Annotated in this window: 16 protein-coding genes; 3 read left to right on the top strand and 13 right to left on the bottom strand. The window is 60.1% G+C overall.

What is annotated here, in order from left to right; translation table 11 throughout:
- Positions 1–26: 26 nt before the first annotated feature.
- The 3 genes from BLP65_RS06370 to BLP65_RS06365 all read right to left on the bottom strand — a co-directional run bounded on the left by BLP65_RS06370 (position 27) and on the right by BLP65_RS06365 (position 2,516).
- Positions 27–878, bottom strand: a complete 852-nt coding sequence (locus BLP65_RS06370; protein ID WP_092994152.1) for a PA4780 family RIO1-like protein kinase — start codon at positions 876–878, stop codon at positions 27–29.
- A 111-nt stretch (positions 879–989) separates the two neighbouring features.
- Positions 990–1,139: a hypothetical protein gene (locus BLP65_RS16885; protein WP_175452470.1), complete on the bottom strand. Its 150-nt coding sequence runs from the start codon at positions 1,137–1,139 to the stop codon at positions 990–992.
- A gap of 123 nt (positions 1,140–1,262) precedes the next feature.
- A complete protein-coding gene (locus tag BLP65_RS06365) occupies positions 1,263–2,516 on the bottom strand; it encodes a DEAD/DEAH box helicase (RefSeq protein ID WP_092994149.1) in 1,254 nt (417 codons plus the stop codon).
- A gap of 270 nt (positions 2,517–2,786) precedes the next feature.
- Between BLP65_RS06365 and BLP65_RS06360 the strand changes: the two genes are divergently transcribed.
- Positions 2,787–4,286 (top strand): protein adenylyltransferase SelO, encoded by a 1,500-nt coding sequence (locus tag BLP65_RS06360; RefSeq protein WP_245688251.1) that lies wholly within the window; start codon positions 2,787–2,789, stop codon positions 4,284–4,286.
- 87 nt (positions 4,287–4,373) lie between these two features.
- Here the strand turns inward: BLP65_RS06360 and BLP65_RS06355 are convergent, their stop codons facing one another.
- The 3 genes from BLP65_RS06355 to BLP65_RS06345 all read right to left on the bottom strand — a co-directional run bounded on the left by BLP65_RS06355 (position 4,374) and on the right by BLP65_RS06345 (position 10,610).
- Positions 4,374–5,195 carry a FecR family protein gene (locus BLP65_RS06355; protein WP_175452469.1) on the bottom strand — a complete coding sequence of 274 codons (822 nt, stop codon included), beginning with the start codon at positions 5,193–5,195 and terminating at the stop codon, positions 4,374–4,376.
- Positions 5,192–8,404: a filamentous hemagglutinin N-terminal domain-containing protein gene (locus BLP65_RS06350; RefSeq protein ID WP_175452468.1), complete on the bottom strand. Its 3,213-nt coding sequence runs from the start codon at positions 8,402–8,404 to the stop codon at positions 5,192–5,194. The genes BLP65_RS06355 and BLP65_RS06350 overlap by 4 nt, the downstream gene beginning before the upstream one ends.
- A 574-nt stretch (positions 8,405–8,978) precedes the next feature.
- Positions 8,979–10,610, bottom strand: a complete 1,632-nt coding sequence (locus BLP65_RS06345) for a ShlB/FhaC/HecB family hemolysin secretion/activation protein (RefSeq protein ID WP_092994140.1) — start codon at positions 10,608–10,610, stop codon at positions 8,979–8,981.
- 266 nt (positions 10,611–10,876) lie between these two features.
- On the opposite strand from BLP65_RS06345, the gene BLP65_RS06340 reads away from it, so the two are divergent.
- Positions 10,877–13,123, top strand: coding sequence for a CHASE2 domain-containing protein (locus BLP65_RS06340; protein WP_092994136.1), 2,247 nt, complete (start codon positions 10,877–10,879; stop codon positions 13,121–13,123).
- Between the two features lie 204 nt (positions 13,124–13,327).
- Positions 13,328–14,098 (top strand): hypothetical protein, encoded by a 771-nt coding sequence (locus tag BLP65_RS06335; RefSeq protein ID WP_139181436.1) that lies wholly within the window; start codon positions 13,328–13,330, stop codon positions 14,096–14,098.
- A 33-nt stretch (positions 14,099–14,131) separates the two neighbouring features.
- Here BLP65_RS06335 and lysS read toward each other — a convergent pair whose 3' ends face one another.
- The 7 genes from lysS to alaC form a co-directional block, all read right to left on the bottom strand.
- Entirely contained in the window at positions 14,132–15,637 is a 1,506-nt protein-coding gene (lysS, locus tag BLP65_RS06330; RefSeq protein ID WP_092994130.1) for a lysine--tRNA ligase, read from the bottom strand.
- 86 nt (positions 15,638–15,723) lie between these two features.
- Positions 15,724–16,822 (bottom strand): peptide chain release factor 2 gene (gene prfB / locus BLP65_RS06325; protein ID WP_139181435.1). Its coding sequence is split into 2 segments (ribosomal slippage): positions 15,724–16,746 and positions 16,748–16,822, totalling 1,098 coding nucleotides; the frame shifts between segments, so codons are not numbered across the junction.
- 219 nt (positions 16,823–17,041) lie between these two features.
- Entirely contained in the window at positions 17,042–18,838 is a 1,797-nt protein-coding gene (recJ, locus tag BLP65_RS06320; protein WP_092994124.1) for a single-stranded-DNA-specific exonuclease RecJ, read from the bottom strand.
- Positions 18,838–19,815: a hypothetical protein gene (locus BLP65_RS06315; protein ID WP_139181434.1), complete on the bottom strand. Its 978-nt coding sequence runs from the start codon at positions 19,813–19,815 to the stop codon at positions 18,838–18,840. Before BLP65_RS06315 ends, recJ begins: the two co-directional genes overlap by 1 nt.
- Positions 19,812–20,894: a threonine synthase gene (gene thrC, locus BLP65_RS06310; protein WP_092994118.1), complete on the bottom strand. Its 1,083-nt coding sequence runs from the start codon at positions 20,892–20,894 to the stop codon at positions 19,812–19,814. The genes BLP65_RS06315 and thrC overlap by 4 nt, the downstream gene beginning before the upstream one ends.
- 92 nt (positions 20,895–20,986) lie before the next feature.
- Complete coding sequence (locus tag BLP65_RS06305) at positions 20,987–22,297, bottom strand: homoserine dehydrogenase (RefSeq protein ID WP_092994380.1); 1,311 nt, start codon at positions 22,295–22,297, stop codon at positions 20,987–20,989.
- 17 nt (positions 22,298–22,314) lie between these two features.
- The gene (gene alaC / locus BLP65_RS06300) at positions 22,315–23,502 is read right to left on the bottom strand and encodes an alanine transaminase (RefSeq protein WP_092994115.1); all 1,188 of its coding nucleotides are present in this window, start codon (positions 23,500–23,502) and stop codon (positions 22,315–22,317) included.
- Positions 23,503–23,675 lie beyond the last annotated feature (173 nt).

The following is a 23,675-nucleotide window of genomic DNA, read 5'->3' as shown; positions in this document are numbered from 1 at the left end:
GCGGCTGACGGTTTCTGCGAACCCAATCAGTGGTCTTCGATATCCGCGTGCAGCTGGCGCAGGACCGCTTCCTCGCGGGCAGCTTCAATACCCTCGAGGACGCCATCTACATCCGCGGGACGCTCATCGCGTTGAAACTCTCCCGTCAACCGGATATCGGCGTGCAGCTCGCCGTTCTCATAGAGGGCCCAGATCTCGTGGGCGTAGTCGGTGGCCATCAACTCCGGTGCATACCGGGCAAAGTGGGCGGTAATCTTGTCCACATCACGCACCAGCATTCGAAACGCGTTGTTATTGCCAGCGGCATCGACCGCCTGTGGAAGATCGATAATAACCGGCCCATCCGCATCGACGAGCACGTTGTACTCGGAGAGGTCACCATGAATCACGCCGGCGCAAAGCATGCGCACTACCTGCCCCATGAGGTTGCGATGGTACTCCACTGCCTCGGCATGGGTGAACATGATATCGTCGAGCCTTGGCGCCGCACTGCCGTCGCCGTCCGTGACCAACTCCATGAGCAGTACACCATCGATGAACAGATGCGGCTTCGGCACGCGCACGCCCGCGTCAGCCAGGCGGTATAGCGCATCGACCTCGGCATTCTGCCAGTCGGTCTCCTGCTCCCCGCGCCCGAAACGGCTGCCCTTGGCCATTGCCCGTGCGCGCCGACTGTTACGCACCTTGCGCCCCTCCTGATATTGGGTATGACTTTTGAAGCCGCGCTTGTTCGCCTCCTTGTAAACCTTGGCACAGCGGATTTCATCGTCACAGCGGACCACGAAGACCGAGGCTTCCTTACCGCTTTTGAGCTGATAAACCACTTCGTCGACGAGTCCGTCCTCGATCAGGGGTGCGATCCGCTTGGGGGTCTTCATGGTGCTCCGAATGATTTGGGGAGATGACTGCGAATGTTCGCAGTACTGCAGGATAAAAAGGTGCGGAAACCGGTACTAAAATCCGGGTACGACAACCCGGCCGGCCCGGTGCTACTCGTCGGCATTCTCGGATGATTGCTCTTCGCCCTCTGCATCGGAAGGTTTGTTCTTTTCAACCTTGCGTTGCAGCTTTTCCTCTTTTTTCTTCTTTTTCTCCAGCTCGCGCTGGCGTTTTGCGAATTGAAAATTGGGTTTTGCCATGCATACCTCACTGTCAGTGATTCGTTGTCGGGGGGCAGAGGCGCCTTGCCTCTGCCCACAGACAAGCTTAGTCGGTGTCGGGCTTCCTGGATTGCAGCCCGACGGCCGTTAGCGGGCCTTGGTCTAGGCGCTCAGCGAACGCCTCCGTCCAGCACCGGGACCGCCACGACGAGGGCCACCCCGGCCTTTACCACCCGGGCGGTGACCCGTCGGTCGCGCGTCCTGATATCGCGGCTCGGGATAGCGAGGCTCCAACCCGGAGATCACCGCCCGCTCGATCTTCTGTCCCGTCAAGCGCTCGATACGCGAGAGCTTCGGCCAGTCCTGGCGACCGATTAACGATACCGCCGTGCCGAGATCGCCGCCGCGTCCGGTACGGCCAATGCGATGGACGTAGTCTTCCGGCGAATTGGGCAGATCAAAGTTCACCACCAGCGAAAGACCTCGAATGTCCAGTCCGCGGGCCGCCACATCGGTGGCCACCATGACCTGAACCCGACGATTACGCAGCTTCTCCACAGACCGGCGCCGTTCGTGCTGGCTCATATCACCATGCAGCGATGTACTGCGATGACCGCGCTCGCGCAACTGCTGCGCCAGGACATCGGCACCCTTCTTGGTCGACGTGAAGACCAGTGCCTGTTCGCCACTATCGTCGCGCAGCACCCGATCCAGCAGTTCCTGCTTGTGGTCAAAGTGATCCGCCTGATGCAGACGCTGGGTGATCGATTCGTGACGCGTCGTGACCTGATCAATCTCGACCCGGACCGGATCCTTCAGCAAGCGCTTCACTACCCGCTGCACCGAACCTTCGAAGGTGGCGGAAAACAGCAGGGTCTGGCGATCGTTCGGCGTGGCAGCGGCGATACGCTCGACGGCATCGACAAAGCCCATGTCGAGCATGCGATCCGCCTCGTCTAACACCAGCAGCTCCAGTCGCGAGAAATCCACGCGGCCGCGCTCCATGTGGTCCATCAGGCGTCCCGGGGTTGCGACCAGCAGGTCCAGCGGCTGGCGCAGCAGTTTCTGCTGCGGCGGGTACGGCATGCCGCCGACGACCGCGCCACTACTCAGGCGCGTGAAATGACCGAGACTGGCAATCGCCTCCGAAACCTGGGTCGCCAGCTCACGGGTCGGCGTCAACACCAAAACCCGAGGTCCGATGCCGCCTTTTGCAGCTGGAGTGAGTAGACGTTCAAGGGCGGGCAGTACGAAAGCGGCAGTTTTTCCGGTTCCGGTCTGGGCCGACGCCATCAGATCGCGCCCTTCCAGAGCCAATGGAATGGCCTGGCGCTGGATCTCACTGGGGGTTTTGAAACCGCAGCGTTCGATGGCACGCAGCAGGGTGGGATTCAGTGCAAGTTGTTCAAAAGACAAATAAATATCCTCAGCCGCCGGCATGGCGACGTGGCGTGTGGACGTGCAGAAGCGAGCACGTAGCGGTGATACCGCGGGACGTCGCAAACCGGTGGGCCAGGAATGAGCTGGACAGGGGAGAGTGACGCGATGGTTGGTAGAACAGGAGGAGTATAGCATGGAATTCGGGGCACTGCTCGCCGTCCTCAAGGGTTCCGGCGCATCCCTTCCGGCGCCATCATGTAGGACACCCTCGATACCCTACGGTTGCACTCAGGTTTAAAAAAGGCCATGCTCTCGGTCATGCATACCCTGGATACGCTTCCCTTCGACAACAGTTACGCCCGGCTGCCGGACGGTTTTTACTCCCGACAGGTACCCATGCCACTGGAGAAGCCGCGACTGGCGGCATTCAACCCCGATGTAGCGACGCTGCTGGGCCTTGACCCGGAAGAGGCTCTGCGCCCCGGTTTCATCGGCACCCTCAACAGCGAGTACCCGCTGGCGGGCAGCCAACCCATTGCCATGCTCTACTCGGGCCATCAATTCGGTCATTACGTGCCGCAATTGGGAGACGGGCGGGCAGTCCTGTTGGGTGAGGTAATCGACCCACGCGGTGCACGCTGGGACCTGCACCTAAAAGGGGCCGGTGAAACGCCCTACTCCCGAAGCGGCGACGGCCGGGCGGTGCTGCGTTCGACCATTCGCGAATACCTCTGTGGTGAGGCGATGCACGGCCTTGGCATTCCCACCACCCGTGCCTTGTGCCTGCTCGACAGCGCAGAGTCCGTTTATCGGGAGAAAGTGGAACGCGGCGCACTGCTGCTTCGTGTCGCTCCCAGCCACCTGCGCTTCGGTTCATTCGAGGTATTCTATTACCGGAGTCAATTCCACCATCTGGAAAGGCTCGCCGACTACGCCATTCACCACCACTTCCCACACTTGCAGGAGGAGTCCGACCGGGTCACGGCCCTGTTCCGGGAAGTCACAGAGCGCACCGCCCGACTCATGGCCCAATGGCAATTGGTCGGATTCGCACACGGTGTAATGAACACCGACAATATGTCCCTGCTGGGATTGACGCTGGATTACGGCCCTTTCGGCTTCCTCGATGCCTATGAGCCGGGGTTTGTCTGCAACCACTCCGACCACAGCGGCCGTTACGCCTTCGACCGCCAGCCCAAGATTGGCCAATGGAACCTCAGCTGTCTGGGGCAGGCGCTGCTGCCGCTCATGGCGGGTGAACCGGGCGAAGCGGCGGAGAAAGCCAACGCCGTGCTCGAGGAGTACGACGGCGACTTCGCCGCCCACTATGCGGCCGGCATGCGCCGCAAACTCGGTCTTCGCGATGAGCGCCCCGAGGACGGAGCGCTCGCCACCGATCTGCTGAAGCTGATGGCCGACACCGGCGCCGACTACACCAACACATTCCGCACCCTCGCCCACTTCGACAGCCGCGCCGACGCCCGCAACGACCGGCTCCGCGATCTGTTCGTCGACCGTGAGGCATTCGACACGTGGGCGATGCGCTACCGTCACCGTCTTCAGATAGAAGACAGCCGCGACAGCGAACGGGCAGTTCGCATGAACGGGACCAATCCCCGTTACATACTTCGCAACTACCTGGCACAAAACGCCATCGAAAAGGCGGAACAGAACCGGGATTACTCGGAGATCGAAGCCCTGCAGATGCTCTTGAAGGACCCGTTTACCGAACGCCCCGGTATGGAGTCCTATACGGAAGAGCCCCCCGAATGGGGGCAGCGGCTGGCGATCAGCTGCTCGTCATGAAGGAATATCGATCTCCTATCATAACCACCGGACTGTGCCGTTTCGGGTTGTCATTTACAGGCAAATCCTGCGAAGACCCCGAATGAGTTATAAACAAGGCACGGCTCTAACGCTTTGAGGTTGGGCCGGAATCTCCAGCAGATCATCTTTCGTGGGACTCGGTGCCGATTCTGAGGTCGGCTCGGACTGGTCGGTTTTGTCCGTTGGACCCGGGGCCCTTTCTCCGGGCACTTCTGCCGGCTCTTTCAGATCGATACGCAACTCCGGGTCGGCAGCCAGGATCTGCGGCGCTTCCAAGAGTGGGATTGTGGAGCCTCCAGGGTCCGTGTAACCGTATTCACCGGCACTGAAGTACTGATCCCCAACCACGGTCTGGCCCGCGTTAGTGCCGGTATAGAGACCATCCGGCGGCGCATCTACTCCGATATCGATAAGGTCCACGCAATCTCCGGCACAGTAGCGGGCTTCGTGGTCGGTTCCGCGAATACCGATAGTGGCCACCGGCGTCGCGATTTGGTGATTTGCCTTTCGTGCCTGGCCGATTGCCCCGGTGACCGCCCGGAAGCCACCGCGCAACAGGGAGAGTGAGCTTTTATCCACCTGGGAATCACCAGTGTGCATAAATTCATCGATCACCAGCCGGGAAGAGGGTCGCAAGGCGACAATACTGTTATCGCTGAAAACGAGTCTGACTCGTGAGTTGGGTCCGGTGCTTATGATGTCGCCCGCGAAAAACGGGGTATTGCGGCGAATCTCCCGTATATCCCCGGAGGAACCCACCACAGTAACCTCGCCGACCACTGCGGCTGCTTTACCGGCCGGCTCCTCCGCCTGTACCGGGAAAGCGAATAAAAGCATCCATCCCAGAAGAGAAACGGGGCTCCATGCAATGGTTAGCTTTTTCATCATTTGCATACCATGGCCTGACCGGCAACGCCACCGCCGACAAGCTCAACCAGCGGCTTCGTCTTCAAGGAGACCTCTTCCCGAGACTCGCCGACTGCCAGTTTCTCGTCCTGCTCCTCATCTTCGTCGTTTGTATCTGCTGTCCTCACTCCTGCATCACCCGTCCCATCAGAACCTGAAGCCAGGGCCGGGTCAGTTACCAACTCTGTCACGGTTTCCACAGCTTCGTTGACTGGTTCAGGTTCAGGTTCAGGTTCAGGTTCAGGTTCAGGTTCAGGTTCAGGTTCGGGTTCGGGTTCGGGTTCGGGTTCTGACGCTACCAGATTCAAGTTGGCTTCGCGCACGATGCTGCCACCGGTAGTGATCGTACCGTTCTCGACGATATCGTTGCCGGCGCGCAAGGTAATCGTTCCAGCATCTGTGGAAAGATCGCCGTTGAGAGTCAGCTTATCCGTGGTTGCGTCGGTTCCCGTGGGACTCGCCTCCAACCAGATATCGTTGCGAGCGGAAACACTACTTTCAGTGGCCACGGTCAGTGGGCTTAGAGCAACAATGGTGATATTGCCGTCGGTATTATCAGGGTTATTGTTGCTGATCCCGGCAGTGCTCAGCCCACCGCTGTTGCGAATGTTGATATCGCCGGCTGTACCCGTGTTCTCGGCGGAGAGTGAAGAAACCCTGGTTTTCAGCGGACTACCGCTACCTCCAACCCCACTCCCGATCCCGGTTGCCGCCGACACACTCAGGTGTGATGCCTCGATGGCGGGAATATCTACCACCGTGTCGGTGATAGCACCATCCGCACTCAAGAATATCTCTGTCGGTGCAAAAAGCCCCGTAAACTCTTCATCGGCACCGCCACCGGGTCCGGTGACGGTGCCGATGTTCAACCCCTGGGCATTATTGAGATAAATCCCGCCGACGCTGGTGGTTCCGCTAACGGTGCCGATCAGGTTAGCACCCCACAGACTTACCTGACCATTTGCCTCGAAGGCGAGACCGTCGGCCGTGATGGAAGTATTCCAGTCCTGTTCTATACCTTCCCCGCTGAAGAGCCCGAGCTTGGTGCCGGCTGCCAGGTTGATGTCGTCGTTCAGATAAAGCATTCCACCGGACTCGGTGCCGAAGGCAAGGTGAGTGGCCGTCAGTGTGGTGGGCAGGGTTATTGTCAGACAAGAGGCTTCATAGCAATATCCAGTCACTGGTTCTCCAATCTGCAAGGAGCGCCCGGAAGTGTAATTGCCCAGGTCCACGGTTCCACTCGTTGAGCTTGTAGCAGCGATCGATGAGTAGTCGGGAGAGAAATAAATGCGGGAATCGGCCAGCAACAGGACGCTGTCTACCGCTTCTATGGAGAAACCTACCACATCGATATAACCCATCTCGGCCTCCTCGGCGATTAACGAGACATGGCTACCCGAGATGGTGTGGCTCATTTCGGAAACGGCGGCAATGTTTGATCCTCTTGCGTTAACGGAGTCTGCGGTTACGCTGTTGTTTATCTTCAGCAAGCCACCCGCCGATAAAGCTATATCACCACCAGCGGCCAGTTTGCCTACCGTGATGGGAGCGCCCACGCCCGTTTCCATGGTGATGTGCCCCGTGACTCCCTGGGTCCTGAATTCGAGGGCGTCCCAATGCGCCGAGCCAGTAAGATCAATGCCGGTGGCCCCGTCTTCGAGCAGGGAATCATTGCGGGTACGTAGCGTGAGGCTACTGTCTTCGGCCAGCAGCACGACACCGTCGGCTTCACCAGCGGAGGCGTTGTCGAATGTGCCGCTGACAAAGATCCCACTTCTAGCTTCCAGAATAATGTTGGCGGTGACGCTCTGGGACTCGATTTCCTGTTCGGTGACGATGAAGGGAGTTGATGTGCCCTCCTCTGCGAACAGGATTGTTCCACTGGTGTAGCTGCCCGTGCTATTGATCAAGTCCGTGCTGGTATCGAAATCATCACTGCCATCCCCCGTACCACCGGTGATTTGGATACTTTCGGGGTCCAGCAGCAGGGTGCCCATTTTTCCCTCGGGCGCGCTGGTGTCGACCGCCCCCTTGAACACCAGTGAATCCCCCGAGACCTCGACGAAGCCGCCGTCACCACCGCGCTCGCCGCCCCGGGCGCTGATCTCGCCATAAGCCCGGGTGGTGTTGTCCGCCCAGACGATCACCTGGCCGCCATCACCCTCATCAAGGGCGTCGGCCTGGATGGTGGTCTCCGCGCCGACGAAGGTGGCAGTGGCGTTCTGTACGTCGGGGTTGTTGCCCTGGTAATCGCCGCCCACGCGAGCGGTGCCGCCGCCGGCGTCCCCGGAGGCATCGATGTGTGCGGCATCGAAGAGTCCGATCTTTTCACCCAGGACCTGAATGTCGCCGCCGCGCCCACCGGGTGTCCGGCCGGCGGCATCGAGAGTCCCGCGCTGGGCAACGATGCCGTTGTCACCGCCATGGAGGATGATTTCGCCGCTCTCCTCGCTGATACTCCGGGCCCGCACCAGCCCTTCGTTGTTGACCACCGTGCCCGCCAGATCCCCGGCTACCCGGGCGGTCATCAGTACCTTGCCGCCGTCGGCGTTGAGCTCGCCGAGGTTCTCCACCCCCGCCTTCTCGGCCAGCGTGGCCTCGTCCACCACCAGACTGATCAGTTGGTCGCCGGCCAGATCCAGAGTGAAGCGCTCCCCCGCCGCCAGCGCTGCCGTGCCCAGACGGGCCTGGACGACCCCCTCATTGGAGGCGTAGTTGCCGGCCAGCACGATATAGCCTTGATCGGCGGCCTTGAGCAGACCCTGGTTGATGACCTCGGCATTCACCATGAAGGTATCCGGCCGGGAGAATTGATAGTTGCCGGCGAGGAAATCCTCATCGGTGATGGCATGGGTGGTTGCGACCAGGCCGTGAACGCTGACCTCGGCACCGGTGCCGAACAGCACTCCGTGCGGGTTGACCAGAAATACCTGGCCGTCGGCCTCCAGGCGGCCGAGGATCGCGCTGGGGTTGCCGCCGACCACCCGGTTCAGGGCTATGTCGCCACTACCGGATTGTAGAAAACGCACCAATTCCGACTGGCCGATGGAGAAATCCTGCCAGTTGATAATGGCTGTATCACTCTGCTGCTCGACCAGGGTGGTGACGGCATCGGGCCGGCTGATGGCAGCCTGACCGGCCGCAAGCTGCTCCCCTGTCGGCCCAGCCAGAGTTGAAACGGGTAACAGCAAGCAAACTGTTATCGAACTGAGCGGAAAGGAACAGATACGGTGAAGTCCCCCAAGGTTCGCGGCCAGACCCGTAATACCCGACCGACCAGTTCCTTCGCACCCGACCACCGGACGCTTGGCCTTTTTGCGGCGAATTACCGGGTCCGGCAAGATGCGCCTTTTGGCTGACCTATTTCTACTCACGGCCTTGCTCCCCCTGCCCGGGATTCCGGACAACTACTAGTCAATATTACTCTTGATAAACCTGCCCCGCTCTCCTTGCCTGGAGCTCCACCACGAAGTCATCTCTACTCCCAACACCCGAGCTTGCCGCGTCGCCGAGGCTCGGCTTTGGCATCCTCGAGAATAGGTTCCAGACCTTCTCTACTGCCGCCATCCATGGCGACATGCGTCGCTCTGTAGGCGTCCTCTTCCTGAAGAACTTACCTCCTGTCATTGCGAGGAGCCTAAGCTACAAAGTAATCTCTACCCAACCGAGATTGCCGCGTCGCCGAGGCTCCTCGCAATGACGGTATCGCTTAGGTTCGGCTTTTTCCTCCTGCGTCACTCCACCGCCCTCGCGCAATGACGAGTGTCAAAATGAAGCGGACAGGGAAACCCAGAACTGGGAATTTCGCCCCTCTCCTGAATCTTTGCCGTCAATAGGGGCAGCCCATTGCAGGTCTATGACGTAGCCTTCGCCAAACAGGGCAGCCAGTCCCAATCCCGCCCCTGCGAGGGAATCTGAACTACTCGGGACGTCGGGGGTGGCCTGCCGGCGTACTGTCCCCACATCGACGAAGCTCCGCGCCTGGAGGCTAGCAAAAACCAGCTTGATGAAGCGGCGCAGCTCAAGGGAGGCCGTTCCCCCCCGATCCCCCCGTTGCCGGGAACTTACAAATCCCCGGACACTGGCGGGGCCGCCTATAGCGTATTTATTGGAGTCCGGCATAACGTCATCGCTCAGCACCGCCTCCCCACGCACCAACAGGCTCCAGCCGCCGCTCCAGGAGTGTTCGTAGCCGCCCCTGAGCTCCAGGCGGGGGGGCAGGGCCTCGTTATCGAGGCCATCGGAATTGGAGTCGAAGTTGGTGGCCAACATGGCCGAAAGATTACTGCTGGCTCCATCTGCATGAAGGTAACTGAAGTCGAAACCCGCCTCCACAAAGCGAACGGCATCGTCACTGAGCGGCACATCCTCCAGATCGGAACGACCCTTGATGCGGGCACCACCGATCACCCAGTTGAGATTGGTGCGGCGACTGCGAATTTGGGGTAAAACGACCTGCACCCGCGCTGTCTCACTGATGCCTTCGATCTCCAGTTCGGAAAATTCGCCGCCCACATCATATTCGGCCCGGGAGTAGCTAAGGTTGAGTCGACTGCCATTGACCGACAGGGGCAGGCCGTAGCCTATACGCCCCTGCCACAGCAGATTGGACTCGGTATGCGTGTAGCCCACATTGAGCCGATCGCCGATCCCGAGCGGACTGTTAATGTAGAAATCAGCCCCGGCCCTCCACTTGCCGACCACCTCCCGACCGTGGTTATCGAAAGTCGCCAGGCCGGCGAAACGGTTTTCTTCCATGGTGAGGTGCAGATCGGTGGTACCGTAATCATCGCCGGGCTGCATCACCGAACGGGCCACCAGCCCGGGCAGGTCGTTGAGCAGCAGGATCTCTCTCTCCAGGTCGGAAAAACGCACGATGCTGCCAGGAGCGACCCTCTGCAAACGACGTTTAAGGAAGGCATCGGAATATAGCTGATTGTCCCTCAAAACCAGCTCGCCCACCCGGCCCTCCACCACTTCCAGCCTCAGGATTCCGTCGCGCATCCGCTGGGCCGGGACGGTGACGGTGGTCAGACTGTATCCCTCCTTCTGATAGAAGTCGGTAAGCCGATCGGCCACTTGGTAGATTTCCCGGAGGGTCAATTCCCGGCCTTCCATTTCGGCCACCACCTCCCGCAGCTCTTCGTCGCTGTGGCGGGTGTTGCCGCTAAAGGTAAAACGCTGAATGGGGATCCGCCGTTCATCATCCGGTGCCGCGGGGCCGGGGGCCGAGGGCGGGTCCAGTTCGGGCAGCGGTGCTTCCGTTGCGGGAGGCGTTGTCCCGGGGCGCAGGGTTTCCTGCACTACGCCCGGGGTAGGCGTCTGGGCCGCCGCCCAGACCGGGATCCCCAGTAGCAGAAAGCCGAGCAATAGAGCTGTGAATCGGGCCGGTACCATCAATCGATAATCCGACAGATTTCAAGTTAAAAAATGTCCATTCAGGGCATGGCGCAGCCGAATAGAGGTTTTATAGTACTGCCGTTGGGGCTTTCTGTACATTCCTGGTTATTTCGTATGGGATCTTGGGTCTCGGCGTTGGCGATGGGTTACGGTGTGCGTCAGGGTACGGGCAAACCGGGCGGTTGGTGTCTGGCGCACCTAACCCATCCTCTGGGGGCGGCGTTTTAGAAAAGAAGTTGAGCTCAGGTTTTGGGGTAAGACAGATGAACCATCACAAAAAAAAGTGGAACCGGCCCACCCCCTTCAGGATCGGCTTGCTGGTTATCCTGGCTGCCGTATCCCTGTTCTACTCCTTTGGAGCCGACAAACCTCGGCTGCTGCAGGCCCTCGACCAACGGGTCCTGGACACCATGTTCCATTGGCGGGGCGAGGAGCCCGCCGGCGGGCAGGTGGTGATTGTCGACATCGACGAAAAGAGCCTCCAGGCCCTGGGTCAATGGCCCTGGCCCCGTGACACGGTGGCGACCATGCTGGCCAACATCGGTGCCGGCAGGCCATCGGCCATTGGGCTGGATATCGTCTTTGCCGAGCCGGATCGCAGCTCCCCGGACCGGGTACTCGCCGAAATGCGCCGGCGCTACCCCGCCGTGTTTGCCGAAACGGAGTTGGCGGCGTTGCTAAGCGATGAAGAATTGAGCAACGACCGAATCCTGGGAGAGACCCTCGCCGCACTGCCCTCGGTCCTGGGCTATGTCATGCAGACCGGGGCCACCGAGACGACCGGCGATGTCCAGCGCACGCCTTTTCCCGCCGCCACTGTCCGTCTCAATCCCAGTGGGATTGATCTGGCCGAATTGACCTTGATCCCGGCCCGCCGGGCGATCCTCAACGTCGAGGAGATATCCCTGGCCCGGAGTGAAGGTTTCTTCAACGTCTTCCCCGATGTGGACGGCTATGTCCGGCGGGTGCCCCTGCTCATGGCGCTGGACGGGATGCCCTATCCCTCCCTGGCCCTCGAACTGGCCCGTATAGGCCTGAACGAGCAGGAGCTGCTGCTCCATGCCGACACCACCGCATACAGCCAGCGTCGCGGACTACTCGGCGTCTCGGTGGGGGAAACCTTCATCCCTACCGATGAATACGGGCAACTGAACGTCAATTACCGCGGCCCCTCCCGCACCTTCCCCTACGTCTCGGCGGTGGAGGTGCTGGCGGGCAACGACCTGGAGATTTTCCAGGATAAAATCGTGCTCATCGGCACCTCCGCCGCCGGCCTGCAGGACCTCCGGGCCACTCCCTTCGCCCAAGTCGTCCCCGGGGTCGAGATCCATGCCAATGTCATCGACAACCTGCTGGCCGGTGATCCGTTGCTCCATGACACCTACACCGAAATCGGCTTCACCTATTTGACGATCATCGGCGGCGGTCTGATGGTGACGGCCCTGCTAGCCTACAGCGGTGCCCTGGCCGGCGGCTTGGGTGCGATGCTGCTGATCGCGGGGGCGGTGTTCGGCAACTACCACCTGTTCTTCCTCAATCACCTGATCGTGGGCGTGGTCTATCCCGTGACCGTCATGGTGGTGCTGTTCATGGTGGTCACCCTCTTCAACTACTTCTTCGAAGGACGCCAGAAGCGCTTTATCAGCAAGGCCTTCGGCCAATACGTCCCACCGGAGTTGGTGGAAGAGATGGCGGCCCGTCCCGAAGAGTTCTCCCTTGGCGGCGAGACCCGGGAAATGACCGTGCTCTTTTCCGATGTGCGGGGCTTCACCACCATCTCCGAAGGACTGGATGCCACCGAACTGACCGAACTGATGAACGCGATGCTCACCCCCATGACGCAAATCATCCACCAGCACCGGGGCACCATCGACAAGTACATGGGAGACGCGATCATGGCCTTCTGGGGTGCCCCCCTGTCCGACCAGGAGCACGCCCGCCATGCCCTGGAGGCCAGCTTGGACATGGTGGCGGCCATCCCCCGCATCCAGAAACAGTTTGCAGCCAGGGGCTGGCCACACATCCGTATCGGGGTGGGACTTAACAGCGGCCCCATGAATGTCGGCAATATGGGCTCGGAATTCCGCATGGCCTATACCGTGCTCGGGGATGCCGTCAACCTTGGCTCGCGCCTGGAAGGACTGACCAAACAGTATGGAGTGGATATCCTGGTCAGCGAAGCCACCCGCAACCAGGTGCCCGGCCACGTCTTTCGCGAACTGGACCGGGTACGGGTCAAGGGCAAAGACAAAGTCGTTGCCATCTTCGAGCCCATGGGTCGGGCCGAACAGCTGGACGCCGAAACGACAGACGAGCTGAAACAGCATCACCGGGCCCTGGACCTCTATCGGAACCGGGATTTCACCGCTGCCGACGCGCTATTTGAGCAACTCCAACACGACCACCCGCAACGCCAGCTCTATCCGCTCTATCGCGAGCGAATCCGTCTCTATCAAAAACAACCTCCACCCACGAACTGGGATGGTGCTTTCACCCACACGAACAAGTAGTACTTATCACATGTGAGACTGCTTAAGGCTGATGACTGTGAGTCCCTCGTATGAAGGCGTATGCGGAAAAGCCCGCAGTGGAAACAGCGGCTGGCAATCAGCTGCTCGTCATAGGAACTGATGCACGTTCACAAGAAGGAAGATTTCCGGTTCTGGCGCCGTTTTCGGTATCATCAGGCGAAACCTGATCGGAACCCAATGGCCATGGACACTACCCTCCTGCCGATCGACCTTGAATTGACCCAGCTGGAAGAGAGCCTTCTCGAGGAATACGCCCGTTTAAGAGAGGATTCGGCAATAGGGCTGGTGTATATCCTCCTGCCGCGGAAACGAACTGAACACTACCTCGCCCGATTGAGACCACTCTACGAAAGACTGCAAGGAACCACCGATACCCACAACCTGCAACTGGTCACGGAATTGCACGATGAGCTCCGGGTTCGGGTCATGGTGCTCCGCAATCTGCTGGAGCGGGAGGTACCCCTCATCTACCTTGAGCGCGCCCTGACCGAAATCATCGATCCGGAGTCCACTTTGAGTATCCGCACACACCCGGCCGAACGATACACGCCGCGACGACCGGAACCCAAGGACGGGATTCTCAGGCGCCTGCTCAGCAGCGTTCCGCTACTCGGAAGCTTCTTTCAGCAAAAAGCCACAGCTTCCGGGATCCGCACCAAAAAAAACACCGCGTCGAATGCAAATTCCGCAGCACCATCGAAGGACTTCCCGGCCAAGAACGTGAGGCGAACGATGGGCTTGCACTACCTGATGGAAGAGGATCGACTCCACCTCATCAAACCGGGCGAGGCACTTCCCCGTATCACTCACAGCCCGGGGTTGCCACCTTCACTCGCCCGTTTCGTCACCCGCGATCTGTCCGAGGCCCATTTCGCCACCCGAGCCAGCTCCAATATTGCCCGTACGCCCGAACAGCTAAAACGAAAACTGGCAGAACGCGAACAGAACCAGTAACCGAACAGGAAACGGCTTTTTCGCAAAACAGCGTTAGTCGGATTCAGGCCGCATATGCGGAAACAGCAGCACATCCCGGATGGAGGGTGAGTTCGTAAACAGCATCACCAGCCGGTCGATCCCGATGCCCTCCCCCGCGGTAGGCGGCAGGCCGTGTTCGAGGGCGACGATGTAATCCTCATCGAAATGCATGGCCTCTTCGTCTCCGGCCGCTTTCTCTTCCACCTGTTTGCGGAAGCGTTCGGCCTGGTCTTCCGGGTCGTTGAGCTCCGAAAAGCCGTTGGCGATCTCGCGGCCGCCGACGAAAAACTCGAAGCGATCGGTCACAAAGGGATCGTCGTCACAGGGCCTCGCCAGAGGCGATACTTCCGTCGGATAACGGGTAATAAAGGTGGGCTCCTTCAACCGGTGCTCCACGGTCTTTTCGAAGATTTCGATCTGTACCTTGCCTAGGCCCCAGGTCTCCTTGAGCGGTACGTCCAGCTGCCTTGCAACCTGACGCGCTGATTCCAAGTCATCGATCTGTGCTTCGGTGAGATTCGGGTTGAACTGGAGGATCGACTCCTTGACTGTGATGCGTCGGAACGGTTCGCCGAAGTGATAGTTCTCGCCCTGGTATTCCACCGTCGTCGTACCAAGCACCTGCTGCGCCACATCCCGCAGCATCGCCTCGGTCAGGTCCATCAGTTCGTGGTGATCGGCGTAGGCCTGGTAGAACTCCAGCATCGTGAACTCGGGATTATGCCGGGTGGAGAGCCCCTCGTTGCGGAAGTTGCGATTGATTTCGAAGACCTTTTCGAAGCCGCCCACCACCAGCCGCTTCAGATACAGCTCGGGTGCGATACGCAGGTAGAGCTCCATGTCGAGAGCGTTGTGGAAGGTGACGAACGGCCGTGCGGCGGCACCACCCGGAATCGCCTGCATCATCGGCGTCTCTACTTCCAGAAAGCCCCGATGCACCAGGAATTCGCGAATATGGTGCACGACCTGCGAACGGATCCGGAAAGTATCGCGGGTCACATCGTTGATGATGAGATCCAGATAGCGCTGACGGTAGCGGGCCTCCTGATCGGTCAGACCGTGCCATTTCTCCGGGAGCGGGCGCAGGGACTTGGTCAACAGCTTCACGCTATCCACCTTGACCGAAAGTTCACCGGTCTTGGTGCGGAACAACACACCCTCGGCACCGACGATATCGCCGACGTCCCACTTCTTGAACTGTTCGTTGTACAAGCCTTCCGGAAGGGCATCGCGCTGCACGAACAGCTGAATCTGACCGGACATGTCCTTCACATGGGCAAACGACGCCTTGCCCATGATGCGCCGACTCATCATCCGCCCGGCGATGGCGACACGGATGTGCTCCGATTCGAGCGTCTCTTCATCCATATCGCCGTAGCGTGCATGCAGCTCGCCCGCCATGACATTGCGCCGAAAGTCGTTGGGAAACGCCATGCCCTGCTCGCGCAGTATCGCGAGCTTCGCGCGGCGCTCGGCAATCAGCTTGTGTTCATCCTGGTTCTTCTGTTCTTCAGCCATCTTTCACTCGGGTTTAACCACAGAGGTCACAAAGGTCACAGAGGACACTGAGAAAATCTCTGTGCGCTCTGTGGTTCAATTCAGTTTCACAGTCCACTTTTCAGGCTCGCCTCGATGAACTGGTCGAGTTCGCCATCGAGAACGGCCTGGGTATTGCCCGTCTCCACACCGGTTCGCAGGTCCTTGATACGGGACTGATCGAGTACGTAGGAGCGGATCTGGCTACCCCATCCGATATCGGACTTGGAGTCTTCCAGTGCCTGAGCCTCGGCGTTGCGCTTCTGGAGCTCCATTTCGTAGAGCTTCGCCTTGAGCTGTTTCATGGAACGATCCTTGTTCTGGTGCTGGGAGCGCTCACTCTGACACTGCACCACCGTGCCGGTCGGTTGGTGGGTGATACGTACTGCCGATTCGGTCCGGTTGACATGCTGTCCACCGGCACCGGAGGCGCGGTAGACATCAATGCGCAGATCGGCCGGATTGATTTCGATGTCGATATCTTCGTCCACTTCCGGAGAGACGAAGACCGAGGCGAAGGAAGTGTGCCGCCGGTTGCCGGAATCGAACGGGGATTTTCGCACCAGACGGTGGACGCCGATCTCAGTCCGCAGCCAGCCGAAGGCGTATTCACCGTCGAAATGAATGGTGGCGCTTTTGATCCCGGCCACATCCCCTTCGGAGACCTCGAGCAATTCCGTTTTGAAGCCGTGGCGCTCACCCCAGCGCAGGTACATGCGCAGGAGCATGTTGGCCCAGTCCTGGGCCTCGGTACCGCCGGAGCCCGCCTGGATATCCAGGTAGGCGCTTTTTTCGTCATGATCCCCGGAGAACATGCGACGGAACTCGAGATCAGCCAGTTTGCGGTCGGCCCCTTCCAGATCGGCGACTACCGACTCGACGGTCGCCTCATCATCCTCCTCGGCGGCCATCTCCACCAGTTCCCCGGCGTCGACGAGTACCGCAACGAGAGAGTCGATGGTGCCGACCACACGCTCCAGCTGGGCCCGCTCGCGGCCCAACTCCTGGGCCCGCTCGGGCTTCTCCCAGACGGAAGGGTCCTCCAGTTCGCGGTTGACCTCTACCAGCCGTTCACGCTTGGTATCGAAGTCAAAGATACCCCCTAAGGGCATCCGTCCGCCCTTGCATTTCCTTGATGCGGGTAACAATGGGGTTGATTTCGATCATCAGAAACTCATGCTCCGAAAAGGTGCGGAAAAACAGCCGGGTATCATACACCACGGCCCGCTTCGGGGTGAACCGGTGGCGTGCTCTCGAGGAATTACCGGATCGGACACGCTCCTTCGGTGACATACCGAGGTACATGTAGAGCGGCGGAAGCCGCGATTCGGCGCTATCGCGACTTCCGTCGCTCCTACATGCACGGACAACAGTTTGGAGACGTATTTAGCCTTCGGTGAATTCGGCGTTCTCGGTGATTTCCGCAGTTGTTGTCCCTTCAGCCGCCGGTTCGATATGTTCGATAATGAACTGCACACTACGGCGGCCACGGTATTCGTTGACGTCGAGTCGGAAGGCGGCATCGACCATCTTCGGCGCCGTTTCCCACATCGCCAGGTCGGCATTGAAGGCGATGGCGTCGAACAGGTGCCCTTCGGAACCGTTTTTTTTCAGCAGCAGCTTCATGTGGCGCTCACCGACGATGCGTTGGGAGACCACTTCGAAGCGATCATCGAAGACCGGTTCGGGAAAACCCTGCCCCCAGGGCACGGCCATCCGCAACGTGTCGGCCAGGTCAAGGTCGATGGCCTCCGCCTCCAGCGGTCCATCGCTCGCCACCACACCGTTGAGATCATCGGCATTCAGATGACGGCGCACTTCGCTGTCGAAGAGTCGTCGGAACTCCTCGAGGGCATCGGCATCGAGGGTCAGACCGGCCGCCATGGCGTGCCCACCGAAGCGTTTCAGCATTGCCGGGGTGCGTGCGGCGATGGCATTGAGGGCATCACGGATATGTACCCCCGGCACCGAGCGTGCCGAACCCTTGATATCGCCCGTACCGGCATCGGTGAAGACGATGACCGGACGATGGACACGCTCCTTGATCCGCGAGGCCAGGATCCCGATTACCCCTTCATGCCAGGCGGGTTCATAGAGGCAGAGCCCGAACGGCAGTTCACCATCGCTTTCCAGGTGCATCCGCTGCAGCTCTTGCATCGCCTCTTCGCGCATGGATTGTTCGGTTTCGCGCCGCGCCCGGTTGAGACCTTCCAGTTCGGCCGCGAGTTCGCGCGCCTCGTGCAGATCATCGCTGAGCAGACAGCGGATACCCACGCTCATGTCGTCCATCCGACCGGCGGCATTGAGGCGCGGGCCGATGGCAAAGCCAAAATCGCTGGATACCAGCCGTTCCGGCTTTCGGTTGGCGATCTCGATCAGCGCCTGGATGCCGGGGCTGCCCTTGCCGGCCCGTATTCGGCCCAGTCCCTGCGCCACCAGGATGCGGTTGTTATGTTCCAGCGGGACCACATCAGCCACTGTTCCCAGGGCAACCAGGTCCAGCAGATGGGCCAGATTGGGCAGCTGAACACCCTGCTGTTCGAACCAGCCCTGCTCGCGCAGATGGGCACGCAGGGCCAGCATGACGTAAAAGATGACGCCCACGCCGGCCAGCGCTTTCGAGGCAAAGCGGTCACCCGGCTGATTGGGGTTGACCATGGCATCGGCTTCGGGGAGGTGTTCACCCGGCAGGTGGTGATCGGTCACCAGGACGCGCATCCCTGCGGCCTTCGCGGCCGCCACTCCATCGAGTGAAGAGATGCCGTTGTCCACGGTAACGATGAGGTCCGGGCGCCGCGCGGCGACCACGGCTACGATCTCCGGAGTCAGGCCATAGCCGTACTCGAAGCGATTCGGAACCAGAAAATCCACCCGCTCGACGCCCATCGATCGAAGTGCACGCACGGCAACTGCCGTACTGGTGGCCCCGTCGGCATCGAAATCTCCTACGACGGTAATCGACCACCCCTCCCGCAGGGCCCTCTCCAGCAGGCGTACGGCGCCGCCGATGCCCTTCAGCGCATCAAACGGCAGAAGCCGCTCCAGGCCGTGCTCCAGCTCCTCCATCGATCGCACCCGCCGCCCGGCACAAACCCGCGCCAGCACCGGGTTCAGGTCGGCAAGTGCTGCCGGAATGGTTCCGGTTTCCCGGCGGACAATGCGTTTGCGGCCCGAGAGCGGCATCAGACCGCCCCTTTCAAGGGGCGCGGTCGCCGCCAGAAGCGGCGCAATCGGCCGCTGGTGATGGTCACTTCCCAGCCGTTACCCGGATAGAGGAGCAATCGTCCCAGTCGCTGCGCCCGTACAGCCTTCACCAGGGGCAGAAACCACTGCTCTTCCCAGAAAGACATTGATAATTCCCACCCCTCACTGTTGGGCGCCGGCAAAGCCAGCAGCCGGTGACCGAAGTTCGGTAACCTATCGAAGGAGTCGGGGACGGCTTCAACCGAACCGCCACCCCGGCGAGTCAAACCGGTAACGAAGCCATCCCGCGTATGCACCGAACCCCAGGGACTTGCTACCGAACGCGGGAGTTCACCCGCCCCCCACGGCCAAAGGCTATTGACGGGAACACACCCGCTTGCGTCCCGTTCCTCGTTGATCGGGCTACCGTGCAGCAACATCTGTAACTCGGTAAGAAATCGATGCCACTCCAGCCGATCGGGACCATCGGGGAGCAGGGGGTGAATATCGCGGCCGACCACCTCATCCACGGGCGTGGTATTGGCGGCACAACTCAACGGCGTACGCATCCGCAAGCCGTCGGTTCCCGCTTCCAGCTGCCAGCCGTCTTCTCCGAAAAGATCATTGAAAGACTTTACCAGCGACTGAATTTCGCGGAACTCCAGGCCGGTTACGGTGCCGGTCAGCATCACCCTGTCGCGATCGGCCACAAGGTGAACTGGGTCCGCCTTCAGCCAGCAGCCCTCGAACGCTTCTCCGGTATCGGCGTACCGGCACAGCGCACCTACAGGAAGGTCGCCATCGACCGGCGTTCGGTCGAAAAGGTGCCAGTAGAGCCGTGATGCCGACTCGGGGAGATGCTTGCGGCGACGGCCGCGCCAGAAAAGGGTCTCCAGCGCAGGCGCCCGGCCCGCGACCGCCGCGGCTTCGAGAAGCCACGGCGCCACCACGGCGAGCACAGGGGAGGAGTCGGTCACTCCGCCATGTTATCGAGAATGGCGCGCTTGACCGAGTCGAGGTTGGCCTCGACCGTCATCAAGCCGCCCTGGCTCTGGGCGATGGCAGTGTCGGGATCCTTGAGGCCGTGCCCCGTCAGCGTACAAACGATCTTGCTGCCTTCGGGGATCTTGCCCGATTTGATGTCACGCATGGCCCCGGCCAGCGAGGTCGCGGATGCTGGCTCGCAGAAGACTCCCTCCTTGCGGGCAAGCCATTTTTGCGCTTCCAGAATCAGTTCATCAGTGCATTCATCGAACCAGCCGCCGGACTCCTTCTTCACGTTCCAGGCCTTGTCCCAGCTTTGCGGATGACCGATACGAATGGCGGTGGCGACGGTTTCCGGTTCGTCCACCATCTCGCCGCGCATGAACGGTGCCGCGCCGGCGGCCTGGTAGCCGACCATGGTCGGGGTCGTATTGACGATGCCGTGATCCTTGTACTCGCTGTATCCCATCCAGTGGGCAGTGATGTTGCCGGCATTGCCCACCGGGATGCAGTGGAAGTCCGGTGCACCGCCAAGCTCTTCGACAATTTCGAAGGCGGCCGTCTTCTGCCCCTGAATCCGGTACGGGTTGATAGAGTTGACGATGGTCACGGGTGCCTCGGTTGCGACCTCCTTGACCAACCGCATGCCGTCATCGAAGTTGCCCTTGATCTGAATCACGGTCGAACCATGCATCATCGCCTGGGCCAGCTTGCCCATGGCGATCTTGCCATCGGGGATGAGGACAAAGGCGGTGATGCCGGCGCGTGAGGCATAGGCCGCCGCAGCCGCCGAGGTATTGCCGGTAGAGGCGCAGATGATGGCCTTCGAGCCCTCTTCCACCGCCTTGGTGACCGCCATCGTCATGCCCCGGTCCTTGAAAGAACCCGTCGGATTGAGTCCCTCGTACTTGACGTAGATGTCCACGTCCTTGCCCAGTTCGCGGGGAATATTGTTCAGCCGGATCAGCGGGGTGTTGCCCTCTCCCAAACTGATAATACGGGTATCATCATGGACCGGCAGGCGGTCACGGTAACGGTCGATCAATCCGGTATAGCGGGTGCGAAAAGGCATGTTGTTTCGTTCCTATGAAATTAACCACAGAGCACACAGAGGGCCGCTCCGAAAAAATTCCTGACTCCGTGCCCTCGGTGGTTTTCAGAAAATCACTGCAAATATTCGAGGCGGATACGGGTCACGTCGCCAAAAATGGCGTCCATTTTGCCGAGCATTTCCATCGCCTTGACCATCTGTCTCTCCTGCACGGTGCGTGTCAGCAGGATGATGGTAACCAGACTCTCGCCCGGCGGCGGCTCCTTCTGGACCACCGCCTCGATGGAGATCTCCAGGTCTGCGAAGGTCCGGGTAAGATCCGCCAGAACACCCGGGCGATCCACCACCTGCATACGCAGGTAATAGGCGGTCTCCACTTCATCCATGGCCAGGATCGATTCATCGGCAAGCGCATGCGGATGGACACCAAGATGCGGCACCCGGCTTTCCGGGGCGCACGAAAGGGCGCGAACCACATCGATGAGGTCCGCCACCACGGCGGAGGCCGTGGGCTCGGCACCGGCACCGGCACCATAATAGAGCGTCGGGCCGACCATGTTGCCCTTCACCACCACCGCATTCATTACCCCGTCCACATTGGCGATCAACTGCCGCTCCGGAATTAACGTCGGATGGACCCGCAGCTCGATGCCATTCCAGGTGCGTCGGGCAATACCCAGGTGCTTGATACGGTAGCCAAGTTCTTCGGCGAAGGTAACATCGTCGCGGGTCACGTGGGTAATACCCTCGGTGTAGACGCGATCAAATTTCAGCGGCATACCGAAGGCGATGGAGGCCATGATGGCCAGCTTGTGGGCGGCATCGATGCCTTCCACGTCGAAGGTGGGGTCCGCTTCGGCGTAACCGAGCCGCTGCGCCTCGGCGAGAACATCGGCAAAATCGCGATCCTCATCCCGCATTTCGGTGAGGATAAAGTTGCCGGTGCCGTTGATAATTCCGGCCAGCCACTCGATTCGGTTGGCGGCAAGTCCTTCGCGCAGGCCCTTGATAATGGGGATACCCCCGGCCACCGCCGCCTCGAAGGCGACTATTACTCCCCGGGCCTCCGCAGCCGCAAAGATCTCGTTGCCGTGCTTGGCGATCAGCGCCTTGTTGGCCGTCACGATATGCTTGCCGTTCTCGATCGCCCGCAGCATCACATCACGGGCCATTCCCTCGCCCCCGATCAGCTCCAGAATCACATCCACATCCGGATTGTCCACCACCTCATTCGGATCGGTGGACAACGAGATACCTTCGGTATCGCAGATGCGCGGTTTGTTCAAATCGCGGGCGCAGGCATGAATCACTTCGATGCCCCGCCCGGCACGCCGCATGATCTCTTCAGCATTCTCTTGCAGGAGATTGATCGTGCCACCGCCGACGGTACCGAGGCCCAGCAGGCCAACCTTGACCGGTTCCATGTTCTCTTCCCCCTCTTTCACAGCAGGCCATCCTTACGGAACATCTCACGGATGCCCCGCACGGCTTGGCGTGTGCGGTGTTCATTTTCGATAAGTCCGAAACGGACGTGGTCATCACCGTATTCGCCAAACCCGATACCCGGGGAAACCGCCACCTTGGCCTCCTGCAGCAGCTTTTTGGAGAACTCCAGCGAGCCCAGATGGCGGTAAGGTTTCGGAATGGGCGCCCAAACGAACATGGTCGCCTTTGGCTTCTCCACTTCCCAACCCAGGTTGTTAAGGCCGTCACAAAGCGTATCCCGACGGCTGCAGTACATTTCACGGATCTCCTTCACGCAATCCTGCGGCCCCTCCAGTGCGGCAATGGCGGCGACCTGGATGGGGGTAAACATGCCGTAGTCCAGATAGGATTTCATACGCGCCAGCGCCGCGACCAGCGTACTGTTGCCACACATAAAGCCAACCCGCCAGCCCGGCATGCTGTAACTCTTGGAGAGAGAAAAGAACTCCACCGCCACCTCTTTCGCCCCGGGAACTTCCAGGATCGAGGGGGCCTTGTAGCCATCGAAAACCAAATCGGCATAGGCGATATCATGCACCACCCAGATTTGGTGTTCACGTGCCACCTCGACAACCTTCTCGAAGAATTCCAGATCCACACACTGCGTGGTCGGGTTGCCGGGAAAGTTCAGTATCAGCATCTTCGGCCGAGGCCATGAATCTTTGATTGCCTTATCGAGCTCAGCAAAGAAGTCGCCCCCGGGGACAAGCGGCACATGCCGGATATCCGCCCCGGCAATGACAAAGCCGTAGGGGTGAATCGGATAGGCCGGGTTGGGGACGAGAACCGCGTCTCCGGGGCCTACCGTCGCCAATGCCAGATGGGCAAGTCCCTCTTTGGAGCCGATGGTAACGATCGCTTCGTTATCCGGGTCCAAATCGACATCGTAGCGATCCTTGTACCAACGGGTGATGGCGCGCCGCAGGCGGGGAATGCCCCGCGAGACCGAATAGCGGTGGGTATCGTTGCGTTGTGCGACCTCCACCAGCTTGTCGACGATGTGTTTCGGCGTGGGCTGGTCGGGATTACCCATCCCGAAATCGATAATATCTTCCCCGCACGCTCGGGCCTTGGCCTTCAGGTCATTAACGATATTGAAGACATATGGAGGTAAACGCTTGATCCTGTGGAATTCTTCAATCAAGTCTGGCGCACCGGATATGGGATTAATGGACGACGTCCGCGGAATTCGCGACGGCGAATGGAAAGCTGCTAACATTACTGAACGTGTGCGTTTCCTGTCAATTGACAGTACGGCAAATAGAGGAGCCGCGCATACTCCGGTTCCGTGCCAGCGAGCGATGCAATTCGTTGTAT

The sequence above is a fragment of the Thiohalomonas denitrificans genome, from assembly GCF_900102855.1.
In the GTDB taxonomy this organism is placed as follows: Bacteria; Pseudomonadota; Gammaproteobacteria; order Thiohalomonadales; family Thiohalomonadaceae; genus Thiohalomonas; species Thiohalomonas denitrificans.
The sequence above is the reverse complement of the archived record's forward strand: the minus strand, read 5'-3'. Positions and strand labels throughout refer to the sequence as shown.

Excerpts from the sequence above, each read along its gene's own strand:
- recJ (WP_092994124.1), bottom strand. The coding sequence starts at position 18,838 with ATGCCGCTCTCGGGCCGCAAACGCATTGTCCGCCGGGAAACCGGAACC.
- BLP65_RS16885 (WP_175452470.1), bottom strand. The coding sequence starts at position 1,139 with ATGGCAAAACCCAATTTTCAATTCGCAAAACGCCAGCGCGAGCTGGAG.
- thrC (WP_092994118.1), bottom strand. The coding sequence starts at position 20,894 with ATGCCTTTTCGCACCCGCTATACCGGATTGATCGACCGTTACCGTGAC.
- BLP65_RS06340 (WP_092994136.1), top strand. The coding sequence starts at position 10,877 with ATGAACCATCACAAAAAAAAGTGGAACCGGCCCACCCCCTTCAGGATC.
- BLP65_RS06345 (WP_092994140.1), bottom strand. The coding sequence starts at position 10,610 with ATGGTACCGGCCCGATTCACAGCTCTATTGCTCGGCTTTCTGCTACTG.
- BLP65_RS06360 (WP_245688251.1), top strand. The coding sequence starts at position 2,787 with ATGCTCTCGGTCATGCATACCCTGGATACGCTTCCCTTCGACAACAGT.
- BLP65_RS06370 (WP_092994152.1), bottom strand. The coding sequence starts at position 878 with ATGAAGACCCCCAAGCGGATCGCACCCCTGATCGAGGACGGACTCGTC.
- lysS (WP_092994130.1), bottom strand. The coding sequence starts at position 15,637 with ATGGCTGAAGAACAGAAGAACCAGGATGAACACAAGCTGATTGCCGAG.
- BLP65_RS06355 (WP_175452469.1), bottom strand. The coding sequence starts at position 5,195 with ATGATGAAAAAGCTAACCATTGCATGGAGCCCCGTTTCTCTTCTGGGA.
- BLP65_RS06305 (WP_092994380.1), bottom strand. The coding sequence starts at position 22,297 with ATGGAACCGGTCAAGGTTGGCCTGCTGGGCCTCGGTACCGTCGGCGGT.
- BLP65_RS06335 (WP_139181436.1), top strand. The coding sequence starts at position 13,328 with ATGGACACTACCCTCCTGCCGATCGACCTTGAATTGACCCAGCTGGAA.